The 18319-nt window shown below is 41.1% G+C and carries 18 protein-coding genes; 10 read left to right on the top strand and 8 right to left on the bottom strand.

Going from position 1 to position 18319, the window contains the following annotated elements; genetic code table 11:
- The 5 genes from ftsY to A9479_RS16315 form a co-directional block, all read left to right on the top strand.
- Nucleotides 1–1089: signal recognition particle-docking protein FtsY (gene ftsY, locus A9479_RS16335; protein ID WP_082918350.1), on the top strand; the 1089-nt coding region annotated here is incomplete at its 5' end.
- Between the two features lie 85 nt (nt 1090–1174).
- Nucleotides 1175–1852, top strand: coding sequence for a cell division ATP-binding protein FtsE (gene ftsE / locus A9479_RS16330; protein ID WP_013465956.1), 678 nt, complete (start codon nt 1175–1177; stop codon nt 1850–1852).
- Nucleotides 1849–2835, top strand: a complete 987-nt coding sequence (gene ftsX, locus A9479_RS16325; RefSeq protein ID WP_028835596.1) for a permease-like cell division protein FtsX — start codon at nt 1849–1851, stop codon at nt 2833–2835. The genes ftsE and ftsX overlap by 4 nt, the downstream gene beginning before the upstream one ends.
- Nucleotides 2836–3077: 242 nt before the next feature.
- On the top strand, nt 3078–3941 hold the full coding sequence (rpoH, locus tag A9479_RS16320; protein WP_013465954.1) for an RNA polymerase sigma factor RpoH: 864 nt from the start codon (nt 3078–3080) through the stop codon (nt 3939–3941).
- A 327-nt stretch (nt 3942–4268) separates the two neighbouring features.
- Nucleotides 4269–6140: a methyl-accepting chemotaxis protein gene (locus tag A9479_RS16315; protein WP_064664031.1), complete on the top strand. Its 1872-nt coding sequence runs from the start codon at nt 4269–4271 to the stop codon at nt 6138–6140.
- Between the two features lie 58 nt (nt 6141–6198).
- Here the strand turns inward: A9479_RS16315 and A9479_RS16310 are convergent, their stop codons facing one another.
- From A9479_RS16310 to gpmM, 4 genes are all read right to left on the bottom strand, one after another.
- Complete coding sequence (locus A9479_RS16310; protein ID WP_013465952.1) at nt 6199–6951, bottom strand: divergent polysaccharide deacetylase family protein; 753 nt, start codon at nt 6949–6951, stop codon at nt 6199–6201.
- A 67-nt stretch (nt 6952–7018) separates the two neighbouring features.
- A complete protein-coding gene (locus A9479_RS16305) occupies nt 7019–8284 on the bottom strand; it encodes a S41 family peptidase (RefSeq protein WP_064664030.1) in 1266 nt (421 codons plus the stop codon).
- A 33-nt stretch (nt 8285–8317) separates the two neighbouring features.
- A complete protein-coding gene (locus A9479_RS16300; RefSeq protein ID WP_064664029.1) occupies nt 8318–9457 on the bottom strand; it encodes a murein hydrolase activator EnvC in 1140 nt (379 codons plus the stop codon).
- Nucleotides 9458–9460: 3 nt separating this feature from the next.
- Nucleotides 9461–11005, bottom strand: a complete 1545-nt coding sequence (gene gpmM / locus A9479_RS16295) for a 2,3-bisphosphoglycerate-independent phosphoglycerate mutase (RefSeq protein ID WP_064664028.1) — start codon at nt 11003–11005, stop codon at nt 9461–9463.
- Between the two features lie 447 nt (nt 11006–11452).
- Between gpmM and A9479_RS16290 the strand changes: the two genes are divergently transcribed.
- The 4 genes from A9479_RS16290 to gpsA are packed head-to-tail and all read left to right on the top strand — an operon-like array spanning nt 11453 to nt 13712.
- On the top strand, nt 11453–11884 hold the full coding sequence (locus A9479_RS16290; RefSeq protein WP_013465947.1) for a rhodanese-like domain-containing protein: 432 nt from the start codon (nt 11453–11455) through the stop codon (nt 11882–11884).
- Between the two features lie 32 nt (nt 11885–11916).
- On the top strand, nt 11917–12174 hold the full coding sequence (gene grxC, locus A9479_RS16285) for a glutaredoxin 3 (RefSeq protein ID WP_016899746.1): 258 nt from the start codon (nt 11917–11919) through the stop codon (nt 12172–12174).
- A 38-nt stretch (nt 12175–12212) separates the two neighbouring features.
- Complete coding sequence (gene secB / locus A9479_RS16280) at nt 12213–12701, top strand: protein-export chaperone SecB (RefSeq protein ID WP_013465945.1); 489 nt, start codon at nt 12213–12215, stop codon at nt 12699–12701.
- Between the two features lie 3 nt (nt 12702–12704).
- Nucleotides 12705–13712, top strand: coding sequence for an NAD(P)H-dependent glycerol-3-phosphate dehydrogenase (gene gpsA, locus A9479_RS16275; RefSeq protein WP_013465944.1), 1008 nt, complete (start codon nt 12705–12707; stop codon nt 13710–13712).
- Between the two features lie 66 nt (nt 13713–13778).
- Here the strand turns inward: gpsA and trmL are convergent, their stop codons facing one another.
- Nucleotides 13779–14243: a tRNA (uridine(34)/cytosine(34)/5-carboxymethylaminomethyluridine(34)-2'-O)-methyltransferase TrmL gene (gene trmL / locus A9479_RS16270; protein ID WP_013465943.1), complete on the bottom strand. Its 465-nt coding sequence runs from the start codon at nt 14241–14243 to the stop codon at nt 13779–13781.
- A 157-nt stretch (nt 14244–14400) separates the two neighbouring features.
- Between trmL and A9479_RS16265 the strand changes: the two genes are divergently transcribed.
- The gene (locus tag A9479_RS16265; protein ID WP_076916062.1) at nt 14401–15231 is read left to right on the top strand and encodes a cation diffusion facilitator family transporter; all 831 of its coding nucleotides are present in this window, start codon (nt 14401–14403) and stop codon (nt 15229–15231) included.
- Here the strand turns inward: A9479_RS16265 and A9479_RS16260 are convergent.
- Genes A9479_RS16260 through A9479_RS16250 form a run of 3 tightly spaced genes read right to left on the bottom strand, consistent with a single transcriptional unit; the run spans nt 15228 to nt 18256 of the window.
- Nucleotides 15228–16172 carry an alpha/beta fold hydrolase gene (locus A9479_RS16260; protein ID WP_064664027.1) on the bottom strand — a complete coding sequence of 315 codons (945 nt, stop codon included), beginning with the start codon at nt 16170–16172 and terminating at the stop codon, nt 15228–15230. The two genes, A9479_RS16265 and A9479_RS16260, sit on opposite strands and share 4 nt — an antisense overlap.
- Nucleotides 16162–17589 (bottom strand): ATP-binding protein, encoded by a 1428-nt coding sequence (locus A9479_RS16255; protein ID WP_064664026.1) that lies wholly within the window; start codon nt 17587–17589, stop codon nt 16162–16164. The genes A9479_RS16260 and A9479_RS16255 overlap by 11 nt, the downstream gene beginning before the upstream one ends.
- The gene (locus A9479_RS16250) at nt 17567–18256 is read right to left on the bottom strand and encodes a response regulator transcription factor (protein ID WP_064664025.1); all 690 of its coding nucleotides are present in this window, start codon (nt 18254–18256) and stop codon (nt 17567–17569) included. Before A9479_RS16250 ends, A9479_RS16255 begins: the two co-directional genes overlap by 23 nt.
- Nucleotides 18257–18319: the final 63 nt, after the last annotated feature.

Raw genomic sequence — 18319 nt, 5'->3', positions numbered from 1 at the left:
CGTTTAGAACAACAGCGTATTGCAGCAGAGCAAGCTAAGAACGAGCGTTTAGAACAAGAGCGTCTGGCTGCTGAAGAGGAGTCTGAACGCCTAGAGCAAGAGCGACTGACCGCAGAGCTTGCAAAGGAAGAAGCTATAAAAGCGGAAAAACCTAAAAAAGAAGGTTTTTTCTCTCGCCTCAAAAAAGGCTTACTGAAAACACGCGTTAATATTGGTTCTGGCTTTGCCTCAATTTTCAGCGGTAAAAAAATTGACGATGAGTTATTTGAAGAATTAGAGACTCAGTTACTCACTGCCGATCTTGGTGTTGATACCACCATGAAGCTAATCGATAGCCTGACCGACGCCGCTGATCGCAAGCAGCTTAAAGATGGTGATGCGCTTTATGAATTAATGAAGCAAGAAATGGCAACTATGCTGAAAACAGCAGAGCAGCCTTTAGAAATACCAGCAGACAAAAAACCTTTCGTTATCCTTATGGTAGGTGTAAACGGCGTAGGTAAAACCACCACCATTGGTAAAATGGCGAAACAATTTCAAAACCAAGGTAAATCGGTAATGCTTGCTGCCGGTGATACATTTAGAGCCGCAGCAGTAGAGCAGCTTCAAGTTTGGGGTGAGCGTAATAGTATTCCTGTTATAGCTCAGCACACTGGTGCTGATAGCGCCTCAGTGGTATTTGATGCCTTTCAAGCCGCTAAAGCGCGTAATGTTGATGTGTTAATTGCCGATACAGCAGGGCGCTTGCAAAATAAAGATAACTTAATGCAAGAGCTTGAAAAAATAGCCCGTGTGATGAAAAAAGTAGACCCAGATGCACCGCATGAAGTGATGCTGACAATTGATGCTGGCACAGGCCAAAATGCTATTAGCCAAGTAAACTTATTTAACCAATGTGTAGGTTTAACGGGTATCACACTATCAAAGCTTGATGGCACCGCTAAAGGCGGGGTTATTTTTGCCGTTGCTGATAAGTTTAATATTCCTATTCGTTACATTGGTGTAGGTGAAAGTATTGATGATTTACGCACCTTCAAGAGCGATGACTTTATTGACGCGCTATTTAGCCAAGATGAGGACGACGTTTAATTTACCAAAAGGGAGCCTGCTCCCTTTTTAATTGCAAGGAATACCAATTGCGTTAGGACGTTTAATGAGGTTGGCATAATAAAAAATGATAAATTTTCAGCAAGTAAGTAAAACCTATGCCGGTGGGCATCGCGCGCTTGAAAAAGTGAGTTTTCATATAAAACCAGGCGAACTGGCTTTTTTAACGGGCCACAGTGGTGCCGGTAAAAGTACACTTTTAAAGCTTATTAGCTTGATGGAACGCCCCTCTGCGGGTAATGTGTTTATCAATGGCGTGGATTTAAATAAGTTAAATTCACGACAAATTCCGTATGCACGCCGCGACATTGGTATTATTTTTCAAAATCATCGTCTATTAGAACGATATACGGTGTTCGATAACGTTGCTTTGCCCTTAATTATTGAAGGGACTCACCACAAGCAAATTGCCAAGCGTGTGCATGGCGCGCTCGATAAAGTGGGCTTGTTAGATAAAGTACGCTGTCATCCCTCCACACTCTCTGGCGGTGAGCAGCAACGTGTAGGGATTGCACGAGCCATTGTTAATTCTCCTCCTATACTATTAGCTGATGAACCTACCGGTAACCTTGATCCTGAGTTATCGATGGAAATATTACGCCTGTTCGAAGATTTTAATAAGCATGGCACCACGGTTTTAATTGCCACCCATGACTTGGGGTTAGTATCACGAATGAAGTATCGTAGCTTAACGCTTCATGATGGGCGGATGAGCCAAGATCCACTGGCTGAGGGTGTATTATGAGTTTACTGTTCAAAAGCCGTCAAAATAGTAATGATAAACAAAAAAAATCCGTATTCTCTGGCGGTTACTTTTTCATTATTAATATTTTTCGCCAAGGTGTGTACAGCCTAGGAGAAATGTGGCGCACGCCATTAGCCTCTATGATGACTATTGCTGTTCTGGGTTTGAGTTTAACCTTGCCCGCAACGTTATACTTAGTGGTTAAAAATGTGCAGCAAGTGAGCAGTGGTTTTGAGCAAGCCAGCGAAATATCCTTGTTTGTAAAAGAGGATATGAGCGAGCAAGAAACACAAACTTTAGTTAAACGCTTAGCGCTATATCCTGAAATACAAAGTGTAACTTTTATTTCTCGCACTGAGGCTTTGGATGAATTCAAAGAAATGTCTGGGTTTGGTCAAGCTTTAGAATACCTAGATAGTAACCCATTACCGAATGTGGTTTTAGTTACACCAACCCAGCGACATAGCCAACCTAATGCGGCTAAGCTATTGCTTAAAAAACTTGAAGGTGAACGCGAAGTTGATTTTGGTAAGCTTGATATTGCTTGGCTTGAACGTTTAAATGCATTACTCAGTTTGTTAAAAGAAAGTGTAATTACGATTGCGCTATTATTACTTACCTCAGTGACGCTTATTATAGGCAACACAATTCGTTTATCTATTATGGATAAAAAAGAAGAAATACAGGTAATGAAGCTCGTAGGGGCAACTAATACCTTTATTCATGCCCCCTTTTTATGGACTGGCATTTGGTATGGCGTGATTGGCGGGTTGTTTGCTTTTATTTGCGTAGCATTAATGATGTGGTGGCTATCTGCTGCGGTAAGCAGTGTTGCAGGGGTATATCAAACCAGCTTTACGCTTATAGGGCTTAGCCTTAATGAATTTGGCGCGTTGGTATTGTTGGCCACTAGCTTAGGCTTTATTGGTTCTTACTTATCGGTTAACCGTTACATCTCAGAAATAGAACCCGATAAGGTTTAGGGCCCTAATATAATTCTTAAAACTGTCATGTTTTAAGTTTAAAATTATAAAAAAGCCAAAGCAAAAAGATTAATCTTTGCTTTGGCTAAACCAATTCATAGGTTATTCAGTCGCCTAGTGTAGACTGACTTAACACTAAAAAAACCACTTGATTTATGATTCAAAAAAGTTTTAAATTCAAGTTAGCACTCTTACTAAAAGAGTGCTAAGATGGTTTCAAATGTTTATCACCGAGGTGAAAAATGAGTAAAGATTTATACGCAATGGCACTTACAGTTGGGCAACAAAGCGCAAGTATGGATGGCTATCTTCAAGCTGTTAGTACTATTCCTATGCTTAAAGTTGAGCAAGAGCAGGAACTTGCAAAAAAACTTCAGGAAGAAGGCGATCTTAGTGCTGCAAAGCAACTCATTATGTCGCACCTGCGCTTTGTAGCGCACATAGCAAAAAGCTACTCGGGTTACGGGTTACCACAAGCTGATTTAATTCAAGAAGGTAACATCGGACTGATGAAAGCAGTAAAACGTTTTGACCCATCAGTGGGTGTACGTTTGGTTTCATTTGCGGTTCATTGGATCAAAGCCGAAATTCATGAGTTTGTGCTTAAAAACTGGCGTATCGTAAAAGTTGCGACAACCAAAGCGCAACGTAAACTGTTTTTTAATCTTCGTAAAAACAAAAAACGTTTAGGCTGGTTTAACCAAGCCGAAGTTAGCACAGTAGCGAGCGAGCTAGGTGTGAGTGAAAAAGAAGTGCGTGAAATGGAGTCGCGTATGAGCGGCCAAGACATGGGCTTTGACTTAACTGGCGACGATAACGACGATGCGCCAACGAGTACTTACTCACCGGTACAATACTTAACCGATGGTTCTGCTGACCTAGCTGACGACATTGAACAGCAACAATGGCAAGAGCAGTCGCATACGCGATTATTTAGCGCTTTGAAAACCCTCGATGAGCGTTCTCAAGATATCGTTAGCGCACGCTGGTTGTCAGATGATAAAGCAACACTGCAAGAGTTGGCTGAAAAATACAGCGTATCAGCAGAGCGTGTTCGCCAGCTGGAAAAAACAGCAATGAAAAAATTACAAAGCGCGATGAGTTAATCGTACTTAAAAAGTTATAAAGCCCTGCATGAAAATGCGGGGCTTTTTTTTAGTTAAAAAAAGAGGTTAACAAAAAGTATCTTTTTTCTTATTTTGCTTACCTCTAGTCACATCTGTATATCTTTTAATTAAATATACCCTAGTTAAAGTTAATGAATAAGTTTGGTTTTAATTTAAATACATGATTTTAGTTTGTTTTTAATTTGGGTATATGAAAATATTCGCGCACCTGAGCGACTTGTCGTTCAAACCGTAGCCTAAATTAAATTATTAATTGCTGTGCTTATTGCCTTTCAATTTCATTTAACGCGAGTATTTACACTCAATATGAACTCATATTCACTAAAGAAAAAGATCTTGCTATCGGTGGTTCTTGCCCTAGCCGTTATTATTGTATTGCTATCGTGGAATAGCTACACCTCTCAAAAAGCGTTACTGTTAAAAAGCAGTATTGATAATCTAAGTCAGTCTGGTAAGCAACAAGCTGCGAGTATTGAAGATTGGCTAGCTAGTCGTCAGCAGATCATAGAGTCAGTTGCGAGTAAGGTTGAGGGCAATACGCTCAGCGCATTACAGCAAGCCCAAGTGTCGGGTGGTTTTCAATTAACTTACTTTGGAGATAGTATCGGGAAAATGACTGACTCTGATCCAAGTATTGATCGAACCGGCTACGACCCGCGCACTCGTCCATGGTATAAACAAGCACAGCTGAAAAATGGCGCCGTAATTACCAAACCTTATTTAGATACTGCGTTTAATCAGTTGGTTGTTTCTATTGCTAAAATCACACAAAGTGGCGTGGTAGCGGGTGATTTATCGATTGAGTCTTTAGTTAATGATGTTAATACTATGTCTTTACCGGCAAATGGCTATGCCATCATGATGCACCAAGATGGCACTGTGATTGCCTATAAAGACACTAAAAAAGTAATGGCAGATATTACGCATATTGACTCGAAAATAAATCACCAATTCATTTTATCTAATAGTCAAAACGGTGAATTTACTCCCCTTTATTTTAAAGATGAAGGCCGAGAGAAGCTTGTTTGGGGTGAAAATATAAATAATACCGATTGGCAGTTGCTATTTGTATTGGATAAAGAAACCTTAGAGGCACCGTTAATTAGTTTATTAGTAACTCAACTCGTATTAGTCAGTGTGGCACTTTTATTGAGCGTGTTGGCTATTTCATGGTTATTAAGTGTGTTGCTTGCGCCGTTAAGCCGAGTATCTCAAGCGTTATCAACAATTGCTGATGGTAACGGTGATTTGACCCAGCGTATTAGTGTTGATACACAAGATGAAGTTGGGGTACTGGCTGATAGTTTTAATCGCTTTGTAAGCAGCCAGCATGAGCTTATAAGCCATATTCGCCAGTTAGCTACTGATTTAGATTTTGATGCAGAGAAAAGCTTAATCACCAATCAAAACAGTGTCAGTGAGTTGCAGCGTCAGCAGCAAGAAGTGGCGATGGTTGCCACTGCGGTCACAGAGATGGCAAGTGCAACCCATGAGATTGCTGCTAATGCCGAAAATACCGCGACGGCATCACAGCAGTCAGCGCAAAGTAGCCGTGAAGGTAAGCTGTTAGTTGATAAAACTAGAAATACGATTAATTCACTTGCGGGTGAAATAGACCAAACAACCACCGTCATTGGCGAACTAAGCTTACATGCTCAGGCTATATCGAGTATTTTGACTACCATTCAAGAAATTGCTGAGCAAACAAATCTCTTAGCACTCAATGCCGCAATAGAGGCTGCCCGTGCTGGTGAACAAGGGCGTGGCTTTGCAGTGGTTGCCGATGAGGTGCGTGTACTATCAAGAAGAACGCAAAACTCCACAGCAGAAATTTACACCACCATAGAAACCTTACAAAATACGACCAAAAAAGCAGTGAGCTTGATGGACAGCAGTAAGGGGTATGCTAACAATAGTGTGGATGATGTTAATGCAGCAGCTCATGCACTAGAGGAAATCACCTTAGCAGTGAATGAAATTTCTGATATGGCAGGTCAAATAGCGGTTGCAGCAGAAGAGCAAACGCAAGTGACTAATGAAATTACTAGAAATACGGTCGCCATTAAAGATGTAACCGATGAAATTACTACCTCAGCAACTGCGCATTTAAGCCAAGCTGAAGTATTAAAAGACAGAGCTACAGATTTAAATGCCAAAGTAGCGACGTTTATTTTATAAATATAATGCGTTTAAGTGAGTTAAATTAACTGACGGGGTAGGGTGTTTACTTACCCCATCAGTTTAATGAAATAGCTTCTTGCTGAGCTATTTGTACATATTTACGTTCGACCAGTTGCGATACTGGCACCAGTTCAAATCCTTGCTCACTTAATTGCGGCAAAGCGTGGCGTAAAAAATCGATGGTTTCGGGGTAGGGATGCGCTATTGCAATGGCAAACTGATACTTAGTTGCTTTTGATTTTAGCTCTTCTAATCTTAATTGTAGTTGCTCTGTGGTCGTTATATTGTCTAAAAATACATGTCGGCTAATATTTTCCACTCCCAAAAAGTTGGCTGCATTCTGGGCTTGGCTTAATTCAGTTGTACGGCTATCAAGAAAATACAGCTGGCGTTTTTTGAGTACTTCCATGGTCCATTTCATTGCTTGGCTTTGTTGAGTCAGCGCAGAGCCCATATGGTTATTAACTCCTTTAACTTGCGGTAAACTGGCCAGCGCATTCCCGAGCGTTTGTTGAAGTTGTGCTTTATCCATATTTAAAGTGAGCGCACCAGGCCCGAGTTTTTTACCATTTAAAGCCTGCATAGGAACATGCAACAGGAGCTCTTTATTTGACTGACTAGCAAGGGTTGCAAATATTTGAGAATAGGGGGTGTGGGGCAATATTGAATAGGACAACTGCCCAGGTAAACTCAGGAATTCTAAATCACGTTGATGATAACCTATGTCATCGATCACTATGGCTATTTGCTTGGCTTTAACAGCACTCGATGTTGCAAATAAGGCTAAAAACAGCCCAGCTAACACCATTAAATTTATAGTTTTCACGTTTTATAATTTTTATTATCTTTGTCGTGTTTAAAATAATTTACCGAATTTAGTGCATGTTGAGTAGCTGTTTTGCCTTGGTTAACTGGATATCGGCTAAATCTTCAGTGCTAAAAACGGTGTTTTGTTCTAATTGTTCATTTTTTATTATAACGGCTTTATTTGTTTGTGGAAGCGTTGTTTGATTAATCGCCACATTCGGGGTCACGCCAATACCTTCAATCGATTCACCTGATGGCGTAAAGTAGCGTGCGGTAGTTAGTTTTAAGGCGGTATCACCATCGCCTAATGGAATGAGTGATTGTACCGACCCTTTGCCAAATGACTGACTCCCCACTATTTTTGCACGCATATTTTCTTTTAGTGCTGCAGCCAGTATTTCTGCTGCAGAGGCTGAGTTTTCGTTAATCAGTACAACAATAGGTGCGCCTTTTAAAATATCGCCGCGTTTAGCGTAAAACGACTGATTAGAATCATAAAAACGTCCTTTGGTTGTTACTATTAGACCATCTTGTAAAAAGAGATCTGCCACAGCAACCGCGCTTTTTAAAGTCCCGCCAGGGTTGTCTCGTAAATCAATAATTAAGCCTTTTAATGCGTGGCCGTAATGGTTTTGCATAGCGGCTATTTGTAAGGCAACTTCATGCAAGGTGTGGTTTGAAAAGGTATTTATAGCAATATAACCGCTACCAGCATCAAGTAGTTGCTTAGTTACACTGGCCAGTTTTATTTGTTTTCTGCTGAGGTTAAATATGAGCGGTGTTAGATTGTTATTTCGGATAATACTTAGTTGTACTTTATTGTTGGGGCTGTCTTTAATTTGCTGCGCGACTATATCAATAGAACTATTTTTAATCTGCTGATTATTAACTGCTGTAATAATATCGCCAGCTCGCAGGCCGACTTGTTTAGCAGGCGAATTATTAATTACTTTAACAATCGTGGTGCGCTGCTCAATATTTTTGACCTCAATGCCTAAGCCAGTATAGCGACCATTGGTATTATCAAATAACGCATTTAGCTCATTTTTATCTAAATATTTAGAGTAGGGATCGAGTTTAGAGTATAAGCGTTCAAATTGAGAGGTGTTGTATTCAATGTATTCACTATTATGCAGTGCTAAATCATCAACGTAGTAGGTATGAATATTAAACAGTATTTCATTTATTTTTTGGCTTTCTAAATCTTTGACCGAACTGGCATGAGCATTATTTATAAAGCCAAAAAGTGCCAATAAAAAAAATACCTGCAAACAAAACCAAAATATTGATTTTGTTTGCGATACTTTTTTTTGGCAAATGTGAGTGTTTATCATAACTGCCTCTACTAGGATGCAGTTATTTTAAGATTAAATACGTCTGCACCATTTTATGGGATTAACAGCACGCCCTTTGTGGCGTATTTCAAAGTATAGACCAGAATCGGCTTGTCCACCGCTTTGCCCAACTAAAGCAACGCTTTCACCCTCTCTGACCATATCACCCACATCTTTGAGTAAGGTTTGTGCATGCCCGTACAAGCTCATAAAGCCTTCACCGTGGTCCACAACAATCACCCAGCCGTAACCTTTTAACCAATCAGCAAATACCACCTGACCGTTATGAATGCTATTTACTGAAGTGCCCTCTGCAGCAGAAATTAACACGCCTTTCCAATTAATTCCGCCGTGCTTACGTTGGCCAAACTTGTGCGTTAGTTTGCCTTTACTCGGCCAGCTTAATCTTCCTTTATTTTTATTTAGGCCCAATAGCTCAATTTTTGTGGTTTTTTCTTCTTCAAGTTCTTTAATAGTTGCGATCAGCGTTTGTTCGTTCTCTTCTAAGTAACCAATTGAATTTTTTGTTTTATTTAACTGTTTTTTTAGATTTTTTAGGCTGGCTTGGCGCTCATTTTTAGCGTCAAGAAGCGCTGCTTGTCGCCTTTTTTGTTCATCAAATAAAGCAACTAGCTTTTCTTTTGTTTTTTCAAGCTCAGCTTGGTTTTTCGCAATTTCTATTTGCAGCGCTTTAAGTTCATCAAGCTGCTTTATGCGGGCTTTATTTAAGTAGTTGTAATAGCTAAGCGTACGTTCAAATTTAGCGGTATCTTCTTGGTTAAGCAGCATTTTTGAATAGTCATCACTACCTGCCATATAAGCACTTTTTAACTGTGCTGCTAACACACGCTGAAATTGGGCTTGTTGTTTTTCAAGCTTTACCGCGCGTTTTTGTTGCTCTGCTTGTTGTTGTTGTGTTTTTTTAACGGATTGCTCAGCCATATTGAGTGCTTTAGCGTTTTTCGCTATAGCGAGTTCATGTGCTTTTAGCTTTTGCTGCTGTTTAGCTATTTCTTTTTGCTGTTGTTGATATTCAGCTTGGCTTTGCTCTAAAGCCACTTGAACTTGGGATAGGTCTTTTTTAGTACGATCTTCATTAGCCACGGCAACGCCAGTGACTAATGAATGCAGTACACAGATACACGCAATGACGCGGTATGCGCTTTTTTTCATAGGTTATTTCAACACCATAATTGGCGACCCTGTCATTTCTGCAGGTTGCTCTAACCCCATTAAATGCAGCATGGTTGGGGCAACATCGCTCAAGGCTTTGCCTGAATAAGCTTGCGCATCGCGACCTACATAAATAAACGGCACGGGCTCACTGGTATGTGCTGTGTGCGCTTGGCCTGTTTTAAGGTTTGCCATTTGCTCTGCATTGCCATGATCGGCGGTAATAAGTGCTTCGCCGCCATATTCTTTCAATGCATCCACTACACGGCCAATACAGTTATCTACTGCCTCACAGGCTTTAACTGCAGCCTCAAATACACCTGAGTGACCGACCATGTCGCCATTAGGGTAGTTACAAATAATGGCATCGTATTTTCCACTTTTTATTGCTTCTACTAGCTTATCGGTAAGCATTTTTGAGTTCATTTCTGGCTGCAAATCATATGTTGCAACCTGAGGTGATGGAATAAGTTCACGGGTTTCGCCGTCAAACTCATCTTCTCGTCCACCACTGAAGAAAAAGGTAACATGAGCATATTTTTCAGTTTCAGAAATACGCAGTTGAGTTTTACCTTGTTTTTCAAACCATTCGCCAAGTACGTTATTAAGCGGCGTGGGGCCAAAAGCAACAGGCGCATCTATATCGGCTGCGTATTCAGTCATCATCACAAAGCCGCTAAGCTCAGGCGATTTTTTCTTATTAAAGCCGTCAAAGTCAGGCTCTACAAAGGCGCGAGTGATTTCGCGTGCGCGGTCTGCTCTAAAGTTTGCAAATATGATGGTGTCGCCATCATTTACTTTTACAGATTCGCTGCCTTTAGGAGTGATCGTGCTGGCTGCTACAAATTCGTCATTTTCATCGCGCTCATAAGCGGCATTTAGTGCACTTACGCCTTCTTCATAATCAAAATCGCCTTCACCTAAGGTGATTAAATTATAGGCTTTTTCAACACGATTCCAGCGGTTGTCTCTGTCCATGGCATAGTAACGGCCAATTAGTGAGGCTAAACGGCCACATTTAAGTTCGCTAAATAAGGCTTCAATACGCTCAATAGACGCTTTAGCACTACGCGGTGGTGTATCGCGTCCATCTAAAAAGGCATGAAAGTACACCTCTTTAGCGCCGCGTTTTGCAGCCAGTTGTATACTGGCAACAATATGATCTTCGTGGCTATGCACGCCACCTGGACTTAACAGTCCCATAATGTGTACAGCTTTGTTGGCATGAACGGCTTTATCAATGTTTTCAACAAGTGCAGGGGTTGTATCAAATTCGCCATCATCAATGGCTTTGGTGATACGGGTAAAATCTTGATACACAATACGGCCTGCGCCTAAATTAACATGGCCCACCTCAGAATTACCCATTTGGCCATCAGGAAGACCGACATCTAAACCCGATGCTGAAATTAATGTATGAGGACGTGTGGCCCAAAGCTCATCTAATACAGGGGTGTTAGCAGCTAAAATAGCATTGCTTTGCTCATCTTCTCTGTACCCCCAGCCATCTAAAATCATTAATACCAGTGGTTTTTTATGCTCTGTCATAGTCACTCCTGAAAAATTAGCGTTGCTAAAATACACGCTAACATTAATGCCAACATGCCAAGTCTTAGCATACCGCGTTTTATAGCTAGGATCAGCAATGAAAAGAAGATATTAAAAATTTTCAATTAGGATTGGCTAAATTGAAAACTTTAAAGGGCTAGATTATTTTTCAGTTAAAAAGAGCTGGGCATTGTGGCTTTCAAGCGTGCTTAAACTCGCATTTTTAGCTGATTTGGGTATACTTGCGCGGCTAATCTCTATTTTATTCAAGTATTGAATAGGGTTGTGGGGTAAGTTAAGCCTATCTTGTAGGTGAAAATTCAGAGTAGCCTAACAGCGCTCTATTGATTTGCTGATGAGTGACTGCTCATTGTGCAAGTGCAATTGGTAAGAATTTAAAATATCTAAAACATCCGTTTTAGTATGTAACTTTATAGTGGAAGTCGAATGGATCAATATATTGAATTTGTCTCAAACCATCCAATTCTAAGCCTAGCTTGGGTTGCGATTGCGTTTCTTATTATTAGTGGCGCAATAAAAAGTAAATTTTCAGCAATTCGTCAAATCAATCCTCAGCAGTTAACGTTACTTATTAACCGCGAAGACGGCCAGGTTGTTGATATGCGTGGGCAAAAAGAGTTTAAAACCGGCCATATTGCCGGTGCTGTGCACTTAAACCCAGAAAAAGCTAAAGAATCTGATTTCTCGACCCTTGAAAAGTATAAGAGCAAACCCATTATAGTGGTATGTGCTGCAGGCATGACTGCTTCAGGTGTTGCAACCGCAATGCATAAAGCAGGCTATGAACAGGTTTATGTTTTATCTGGCGGTATGGGTGCGTGGCAATCAGCAAGTCTGCCAACAACAAGCGGTCGCTAGTATCTCTTAGCTAAACCGATTAAGGATTAATTATGAGTAACGTTGTTTTATACACCAAAGGATATTGTCCTTTTTGTCATCGCGCATTAGCGCTGTTAGACAGCAAAGGTGTAAAATACACAAATATTGATATTGGCGTTCAGCCAGAGCTTCGCGATGAAATGATCGCCAAAGCCGGTGGCGCAAGCACGGTTCCACAAATTTTTATCAACGATGAACACATCGGTGGCTGTGACGACATGATGGCACTAGAAGCGCAAGGTCACCTTGATGCTAAGCTCAGTGCTTAATTTAATTAATTATAATAAATAACAGGTTAGGAATAACAATGAACGAACAAAATCAAAACGCAGCAGCAGAAGCTGATGCAGGTGCACAGTTTACTATTCAACGTATTTACACTAAAGATGTATCGTTTGAAACGCCAAATTCGCCAGCTATTTTTCAAAAAGAGTGGGCTCCAGAAGTAAAATTAGATTTAGATACGCGCTCTAACAAGCTTGATGAAGGTGTTTACGAAGTTGTGCTTGCACTAACTGTAACGGCATCTATCGGTGAAGAAACTGCGTTTTTATGTGAAATTCAACAAGCAGGTATCTTTACTATTGCTGACGTTGAAGAAATGCAATTAGCGCACATGCTAGGTGCATTTTGCCCTAACGTGTTATTCCCATATGCACGTGAAGCGGTATCTAACTTAGTAAATCGTGGTACGTTCCCACAACTTAATCTTGCGCCAGTTAACTTTGACGCATTATTTGCACAGTACATGCAGCAACGCACAGCGCAAGCTGAGCAGGCTACAGCAGACGCTTAATTTATGAATACAGCCACATCAGCTGTTACTGTTTTAGGGGCGGGGTCGTATGGCACCGCCCTTGCTATTTGTTTAGCCCGAAATGGTCACAAGGTGACTTTATGGGGACGCAATAGCCAAGACGTTGCGACGCTTGCAGCTGAGCGAAAAAATCAACGTTACTTACCTGATATTCCTTTTCCTGACACCTTAATCCTTGAAGCAGATTTACAGCGTGCAACGCAAAGTAGCGATATTGTTTTGGTTGTTGTGCCAAGCCACGCATTTGCTGACACATTAAAGCAAATCAAACCTGCTTTGCGCCCAAATGCAAAAATAGCATGGGCCACCAAAGGGCTAGAGCCAAATACTGGGCGTTTGTTACAAGAAGTGGCAGTGCAAGAGCTAGGTGAAGAGGTGCCATTAGCGGTGCTTTCAGGGCCAACCTTTGCCAAAGAAATGGCGATGGGATCACCAACTGCAATTTCGGTGTCATCAACATCATCGGCATTTGCTAAACAAATAGCCGATTTATTGCATTGCGGGCGCTCGTTTAGGGTGTATAACAATGATGATTTTATTGGTATACAGCTCGGTGGTGCGGTTAAAAACGTGATTGCCATTGGTGCGGGAATTTCTGATGGAGTGGGGTTTGGTGCAAATGCTCGTACCGCGCTTATTACTCGTGGTTTAGCAGAGTTGTCGCGTTTAGGGTGTGCACTGGGTGCAAAACCTGAAACTTTTATGGGTATGGCCGGGTTAGGTGATCTAATTCTGACCTGTACCGATAACCAATCGCGCAACCGCCGTTTTGGTTTAGCCTTAGGCAAAGGTGAGAGTGTTGATGATGCCATTGCATCAATCGGCCAAGTGGTTGAAGGCTTTAGAAATACCAAAGAAGTGTACTTACTAGCTCAACGCGCTGGTGTGGAAATGCCAATTACCGAGCAAATATACAAAGTACTCTATGAAAATAAAGACATGAAAGCAGCTGCTATGGCGTTATTAGGTCGTGAACAAAAGTCAGAATAAATGCTTCACTATTCTTTAAAAATTAAAAAACCGACATAATGTCGGTTTTTTATTATTGGTAAATAATTACTGCGCGTTTACAAAGCCAAGCTGGCGCCAAGATTCATACACAAACACAGCTACTGCATTAGACAGATTCATACTGCGACTATCGGCTTGCATAGGTATACGCACGCGTTGCTCGTTTGGCAGTGCTTGAATCATGTCATCAGGTAAGCCTCGGGTTTCTGGTCCGAATACTAAGCAATCACCCGCTTCATACTGTGCTTGGTGATGAAATTGGCTACCTTTAGTAGTGCAAGCATACACCTTTTTAGGTTGGCACTTTTCTAAGTAAGCATCAAATGAGGCATGGCGTTGTACATGGCTAAATTCGTGATAGTCAAGTCCAGCGCGTTTTACACGTTTGTCATCCCACTCAAACCCTAACGGCTCAATTAAATGCAATGAATAGCCAGTATTGGCACATAAACGAATGATATTCCCGGTGTTAGGCGGAATTTCAGGTTGGTATAAAACAATATCCAGCACAATAAGCCCTATAAAATCTTTAATTTGACTGGCTCAGTATACATGAACAATGAATAAAAAATGATATACTACAAACATTAAATACAACTTACACTTGGACAGATACGTGCATAATCGCAGTTATGAATTTTGGGTCAAAGCTTCAAGCATAGTGACCATGGTCATGGTGAGCCTAATGATTGCGACCAAAGCATGGGCTTGGCTGGCGTCGGGTTCGGCGTCAATGCTTGGCTCATTAACCGACTCATTAATGGATATTACCGCGACGCTAATGAGCTTTTTAGTTTTATCGTATGCACTGCGTCCTGCGGATGATGACCACCGGTTTGGTCACGGTAAAGCGGAGGCGCTTGCAGGGTTAGGCCAAGCTGCATTTATTGCGGGCTCGGGCTGTTTATTAATGTTTCACGGTATCGAGCGATTAATAAACCCAGTTGAGCTTTCGCACTCATTATTAGGTGTATGGGTGAGTATTTTTGCCATTGCTTGTACCTTGGTAATTGTATTTGTGCAAAATAAAGTCGTGAAGCACACAGAATCAATCGCTATAAAAGCCGACTCCGTTCACTACAAGGGCGATTTAATTTTAAATGCGGCGGTATTGCTTGCTATTTTACTCGCCTACTATGGCGTACTGTATGCCGACCCATTGTTTGCTATCGGTGTGGCAGGTTATTTATTGTATAACAGTTGGGATATAGCAACAGAGAGTGCCTCGCATTTAATGGACAAAGAGCTACCCGATGAAGAAAAGCAAAGTATTTTTGAAATAGCGCGTAACCATAATGATGTTTATGGCGTTCACGGTATTCGCACTCGACAGGGCGGTAAAGTTAAGTTTATTCAACTGCATTTAGAGCTTGATGACAATTTACCGCTTATTCGTGCCCATAAAGTGGCAGATGAAGTGGAGCTGATGATCACTCAGCAATTTGAATCTGAAGTTGATATTTTGATTCACCTAGATCCGCTGTCGCTTAGTAGTTAACCTATTGAATCACAAAATTTATAAAGGCTTGTTAGCAATGGCTGGCGAATTTCGTCCCGCTCAAAAAACAGCTCATGCTTAGCCCCTTTAAACTGCTTTATTAGGGTGTTTTTATGTCGGCTTGCAAGCTTATGCTGAGCTTGGTTATCAACCACTTCGTCATTTTCTGCGCTGGCTATAAATAACGGGGTTGTTATGGATAGTTTATCGAGCGCTTTAATAAATGAAAAAACAGTATGCAGCCAGCCATAGGTAACACCGCCTAATTGTAATAGTGGCGTTTGCTGATAAGTTGCCCTAAATTGATCATAGCGTATTTGGCTACTGGTTAAAGTATTAAGCGCAAACTCTTCAGGTGTATAATCGCTTTGTCCTAACGCATAACACCCTGAGAACCCTAATAATGACGCACTGGCGGCGATAAACTGTGCTACGGGTTTTGGTATTCCTTTAGTATGAATATCAAACATGGGCGCAGATAAAAACGCCCCACTAAAGTCATGTGAGTAACGTGCTAAGTAATCAAACGCTATAGCGCCGCCCATTGAATGGCTAAGCAGTAGTTTTTTACCTTGCCAATACTGCTTTACCACCTCAAGATTGAATTGATTAAGATCGTGACTGTAATCTTCAAATTGTTTGACATGGCCTTTATGAGGGTTTTTTAATAACCGATAAGAGCGCCCTTGGCCTTGGTGATCAACAATAAAAACAGCAAAATTATTACAATAAAGCTCCCAAAGCAGCTCTTTGTATTTATCGAGCCCTTCAATGCGCCCAGAACTAATAACAATGGCAGTGTGAGCCTGTTTAGGCTTAGCGTAAGCATAAAATAATTTACCGGCAGCCGTGCTTAAATAGGCTTTTTTGAGTGTATTAGTATAAAACTCATTAATGGCAGGCAGGTTATTTTTAAGCTCGCTTTCATTGCTATAAAACATGGTCTCTCTTTTGTATTGGTAAGCTTATCTCAACGCATAACCCGCCAGCGTCCTTATTTGATAAAGCTAAATTTCCGCCGTGGGCAATCACCGCATTTTTTGCAATGGCTAAACCCAGCCCAGTGCCGCCGCTGACTCGGTCGCGGGCGTCTGATTGCCTAAAAAATGGCTCACATAGTTTATCAAGTTGCGCTGCGGGAACGCCAGGGCCGTCATCACATATTTGTATAGTAATGATATCACTGTGTTTTAAGGTGATGCTAATAGTATGTTGTGCGTATTTAATTGCATTACGTAAAATATTTTCTAGAGCACTGGCAATCAGCATTTCGTCGCACTCTATATTTACCTGAGCATCACCTTGAATATGCAGCGTTTTATTGTGCTGTTTTGCTTCAAACTGAGCATCGTTAATCACATGGTCAACAATAACTTGTAACGACTGCGCTTGCAGTGATAAAGGTTGGCTATTGGCTTCTAAGCGCGATACCTGCAATACATCGGCTATCATTTTATCAAGTTGATTTGCTTCTTTTTCAATACGCAATAAATACGATTGGCTGGCCTCACTCGCTTGCATTTGCGCCAGCCCTGTGGCCATTTTTAAGCGTGTTAGTGGGGAGCGCAATTCATGGGATATATCGGCAAGTAAACGCTTTTGAGCGCTAAGTAGTTGCTCTAATTGATCAGCCATACGGTTAAAATCGCGTCCTAAAACTCCAAGCTCATCTTTTCGTTGACTATTTATTGACGCGCGCGCACTTAAATCGCCATTTGAGAGCCTAATTGCAGCTTGTTTTAAACTATTTACAGGGGCAATTAAGTTACGACTAAATAAAAAGCTTAATGTAAGTGAGGCGATAATGGCGATAGAAATTTTTAACCAAACCGGCAACAATCTTAAGCGAATAAAGAGCGGCCGCTGTTGATTTATATCGATTTCATATAACGCAAATTCGCCTTCAGGTACTCGAATGCGCACAGGGCCAAAAGCTTGGTAATATTCAGTAAAAATAATTTGAGGCGGCATGCCTTCACTAAAGTTCAGTAAGCTAAAATCAATATTATTCTCAACTTTTTTACTGATCAAAAACTCATCGCTACTTAGTGAATTTAAATAAAGTAACTTGCGCTTACTCAAACGCGGGTGAGTAATAATGTCATGAATAGAGCGCTTGTGTTTATGTGCACTACGTTCGATACCTCGAGCCAAGTGTTCTAGATTTTTTTGCATGGGCCCTTTTAGGGGGTCATGGCTAATAGCATTGAGCAGCGAAATATTACTTAAGAAAAATAGCGCAGTAAAAGTGCCAATGATCGTTAGCCAAAACCAAGCAAAGACTTTAAAAAACAAATAATGTCGAGGGTGTCTTAACCAGCTAAAACGCGTTACTTTACTCTCCTTGGATAAAGACATAACCCGTCCCTCGAATAGTTTTAATTTTTTCACCCGCGATATGCTCGGCTATTTTTTTTCGAATATTACTCACATGCATATCAATTGAGCGGTCAAACGAAGCTAAGCGCCTCCCGAGCACTTCTTCACTTATTTGCTCTTTGCTGACAACTTCGCCGGCATTTTTAATCAATAACACCAGTACTTCGTACTCTGTGCCAGTCAGTGTGAGGGTGTGCTCGTTAATAGCGGCCTCTCGGGCTGCCAAATTAACTGTAATGCCATTTACATTCATTTTGCTAGGCGTTGCAACGTTTAGGCTATTAATGTGCTCTATGCGGCGGGTAATGGCTTTTACACGGGCAAGCAACTCGCGGTGATTAAAGGGTTTAGCTATGTAATCGTCTGCGCCAAGCTCTAGGCCAAAAATGCGGTCAAAGTCTTCGCCTTTTGCAGTGAGCATAATGACCGGAGTTAGCTTGGTTTGCCTAAGTTGTTTAAGTACTTCAAAGCCATCTATAGAGGGCAACATAACATCAAGTAATATAAGCGCGTAATCGTTTTGTAAAGCAAGCTCTAAGCCTTGTTGGCCATCATGTGCGGTTTGTATGCTAAAGCCTTGTGCGCTCAAATACTCGCTTAATAGCTCACATAAACCGGTGTCATCATCAATCATTAATAGTTTCATACATTAAGCCTTACGCGCTGTTTTATGGTTTTATTTTACGCGTTTAATGTACTAAAAGTTAGT

Source organism: Pseudoalteromonas sp. MQS005, from assembly GCF_001661605.1.
GTDB lineage: Bacteria > Pseudomonadota > Gammaproteobacteria > Enterobacterales > Alteromonadaceae > Pseudoalteromonas > Pseudoalteromonas tetraodonis.
This window is presented reverse-complemented; position numbering and strand designations above follow the sequence as displayed.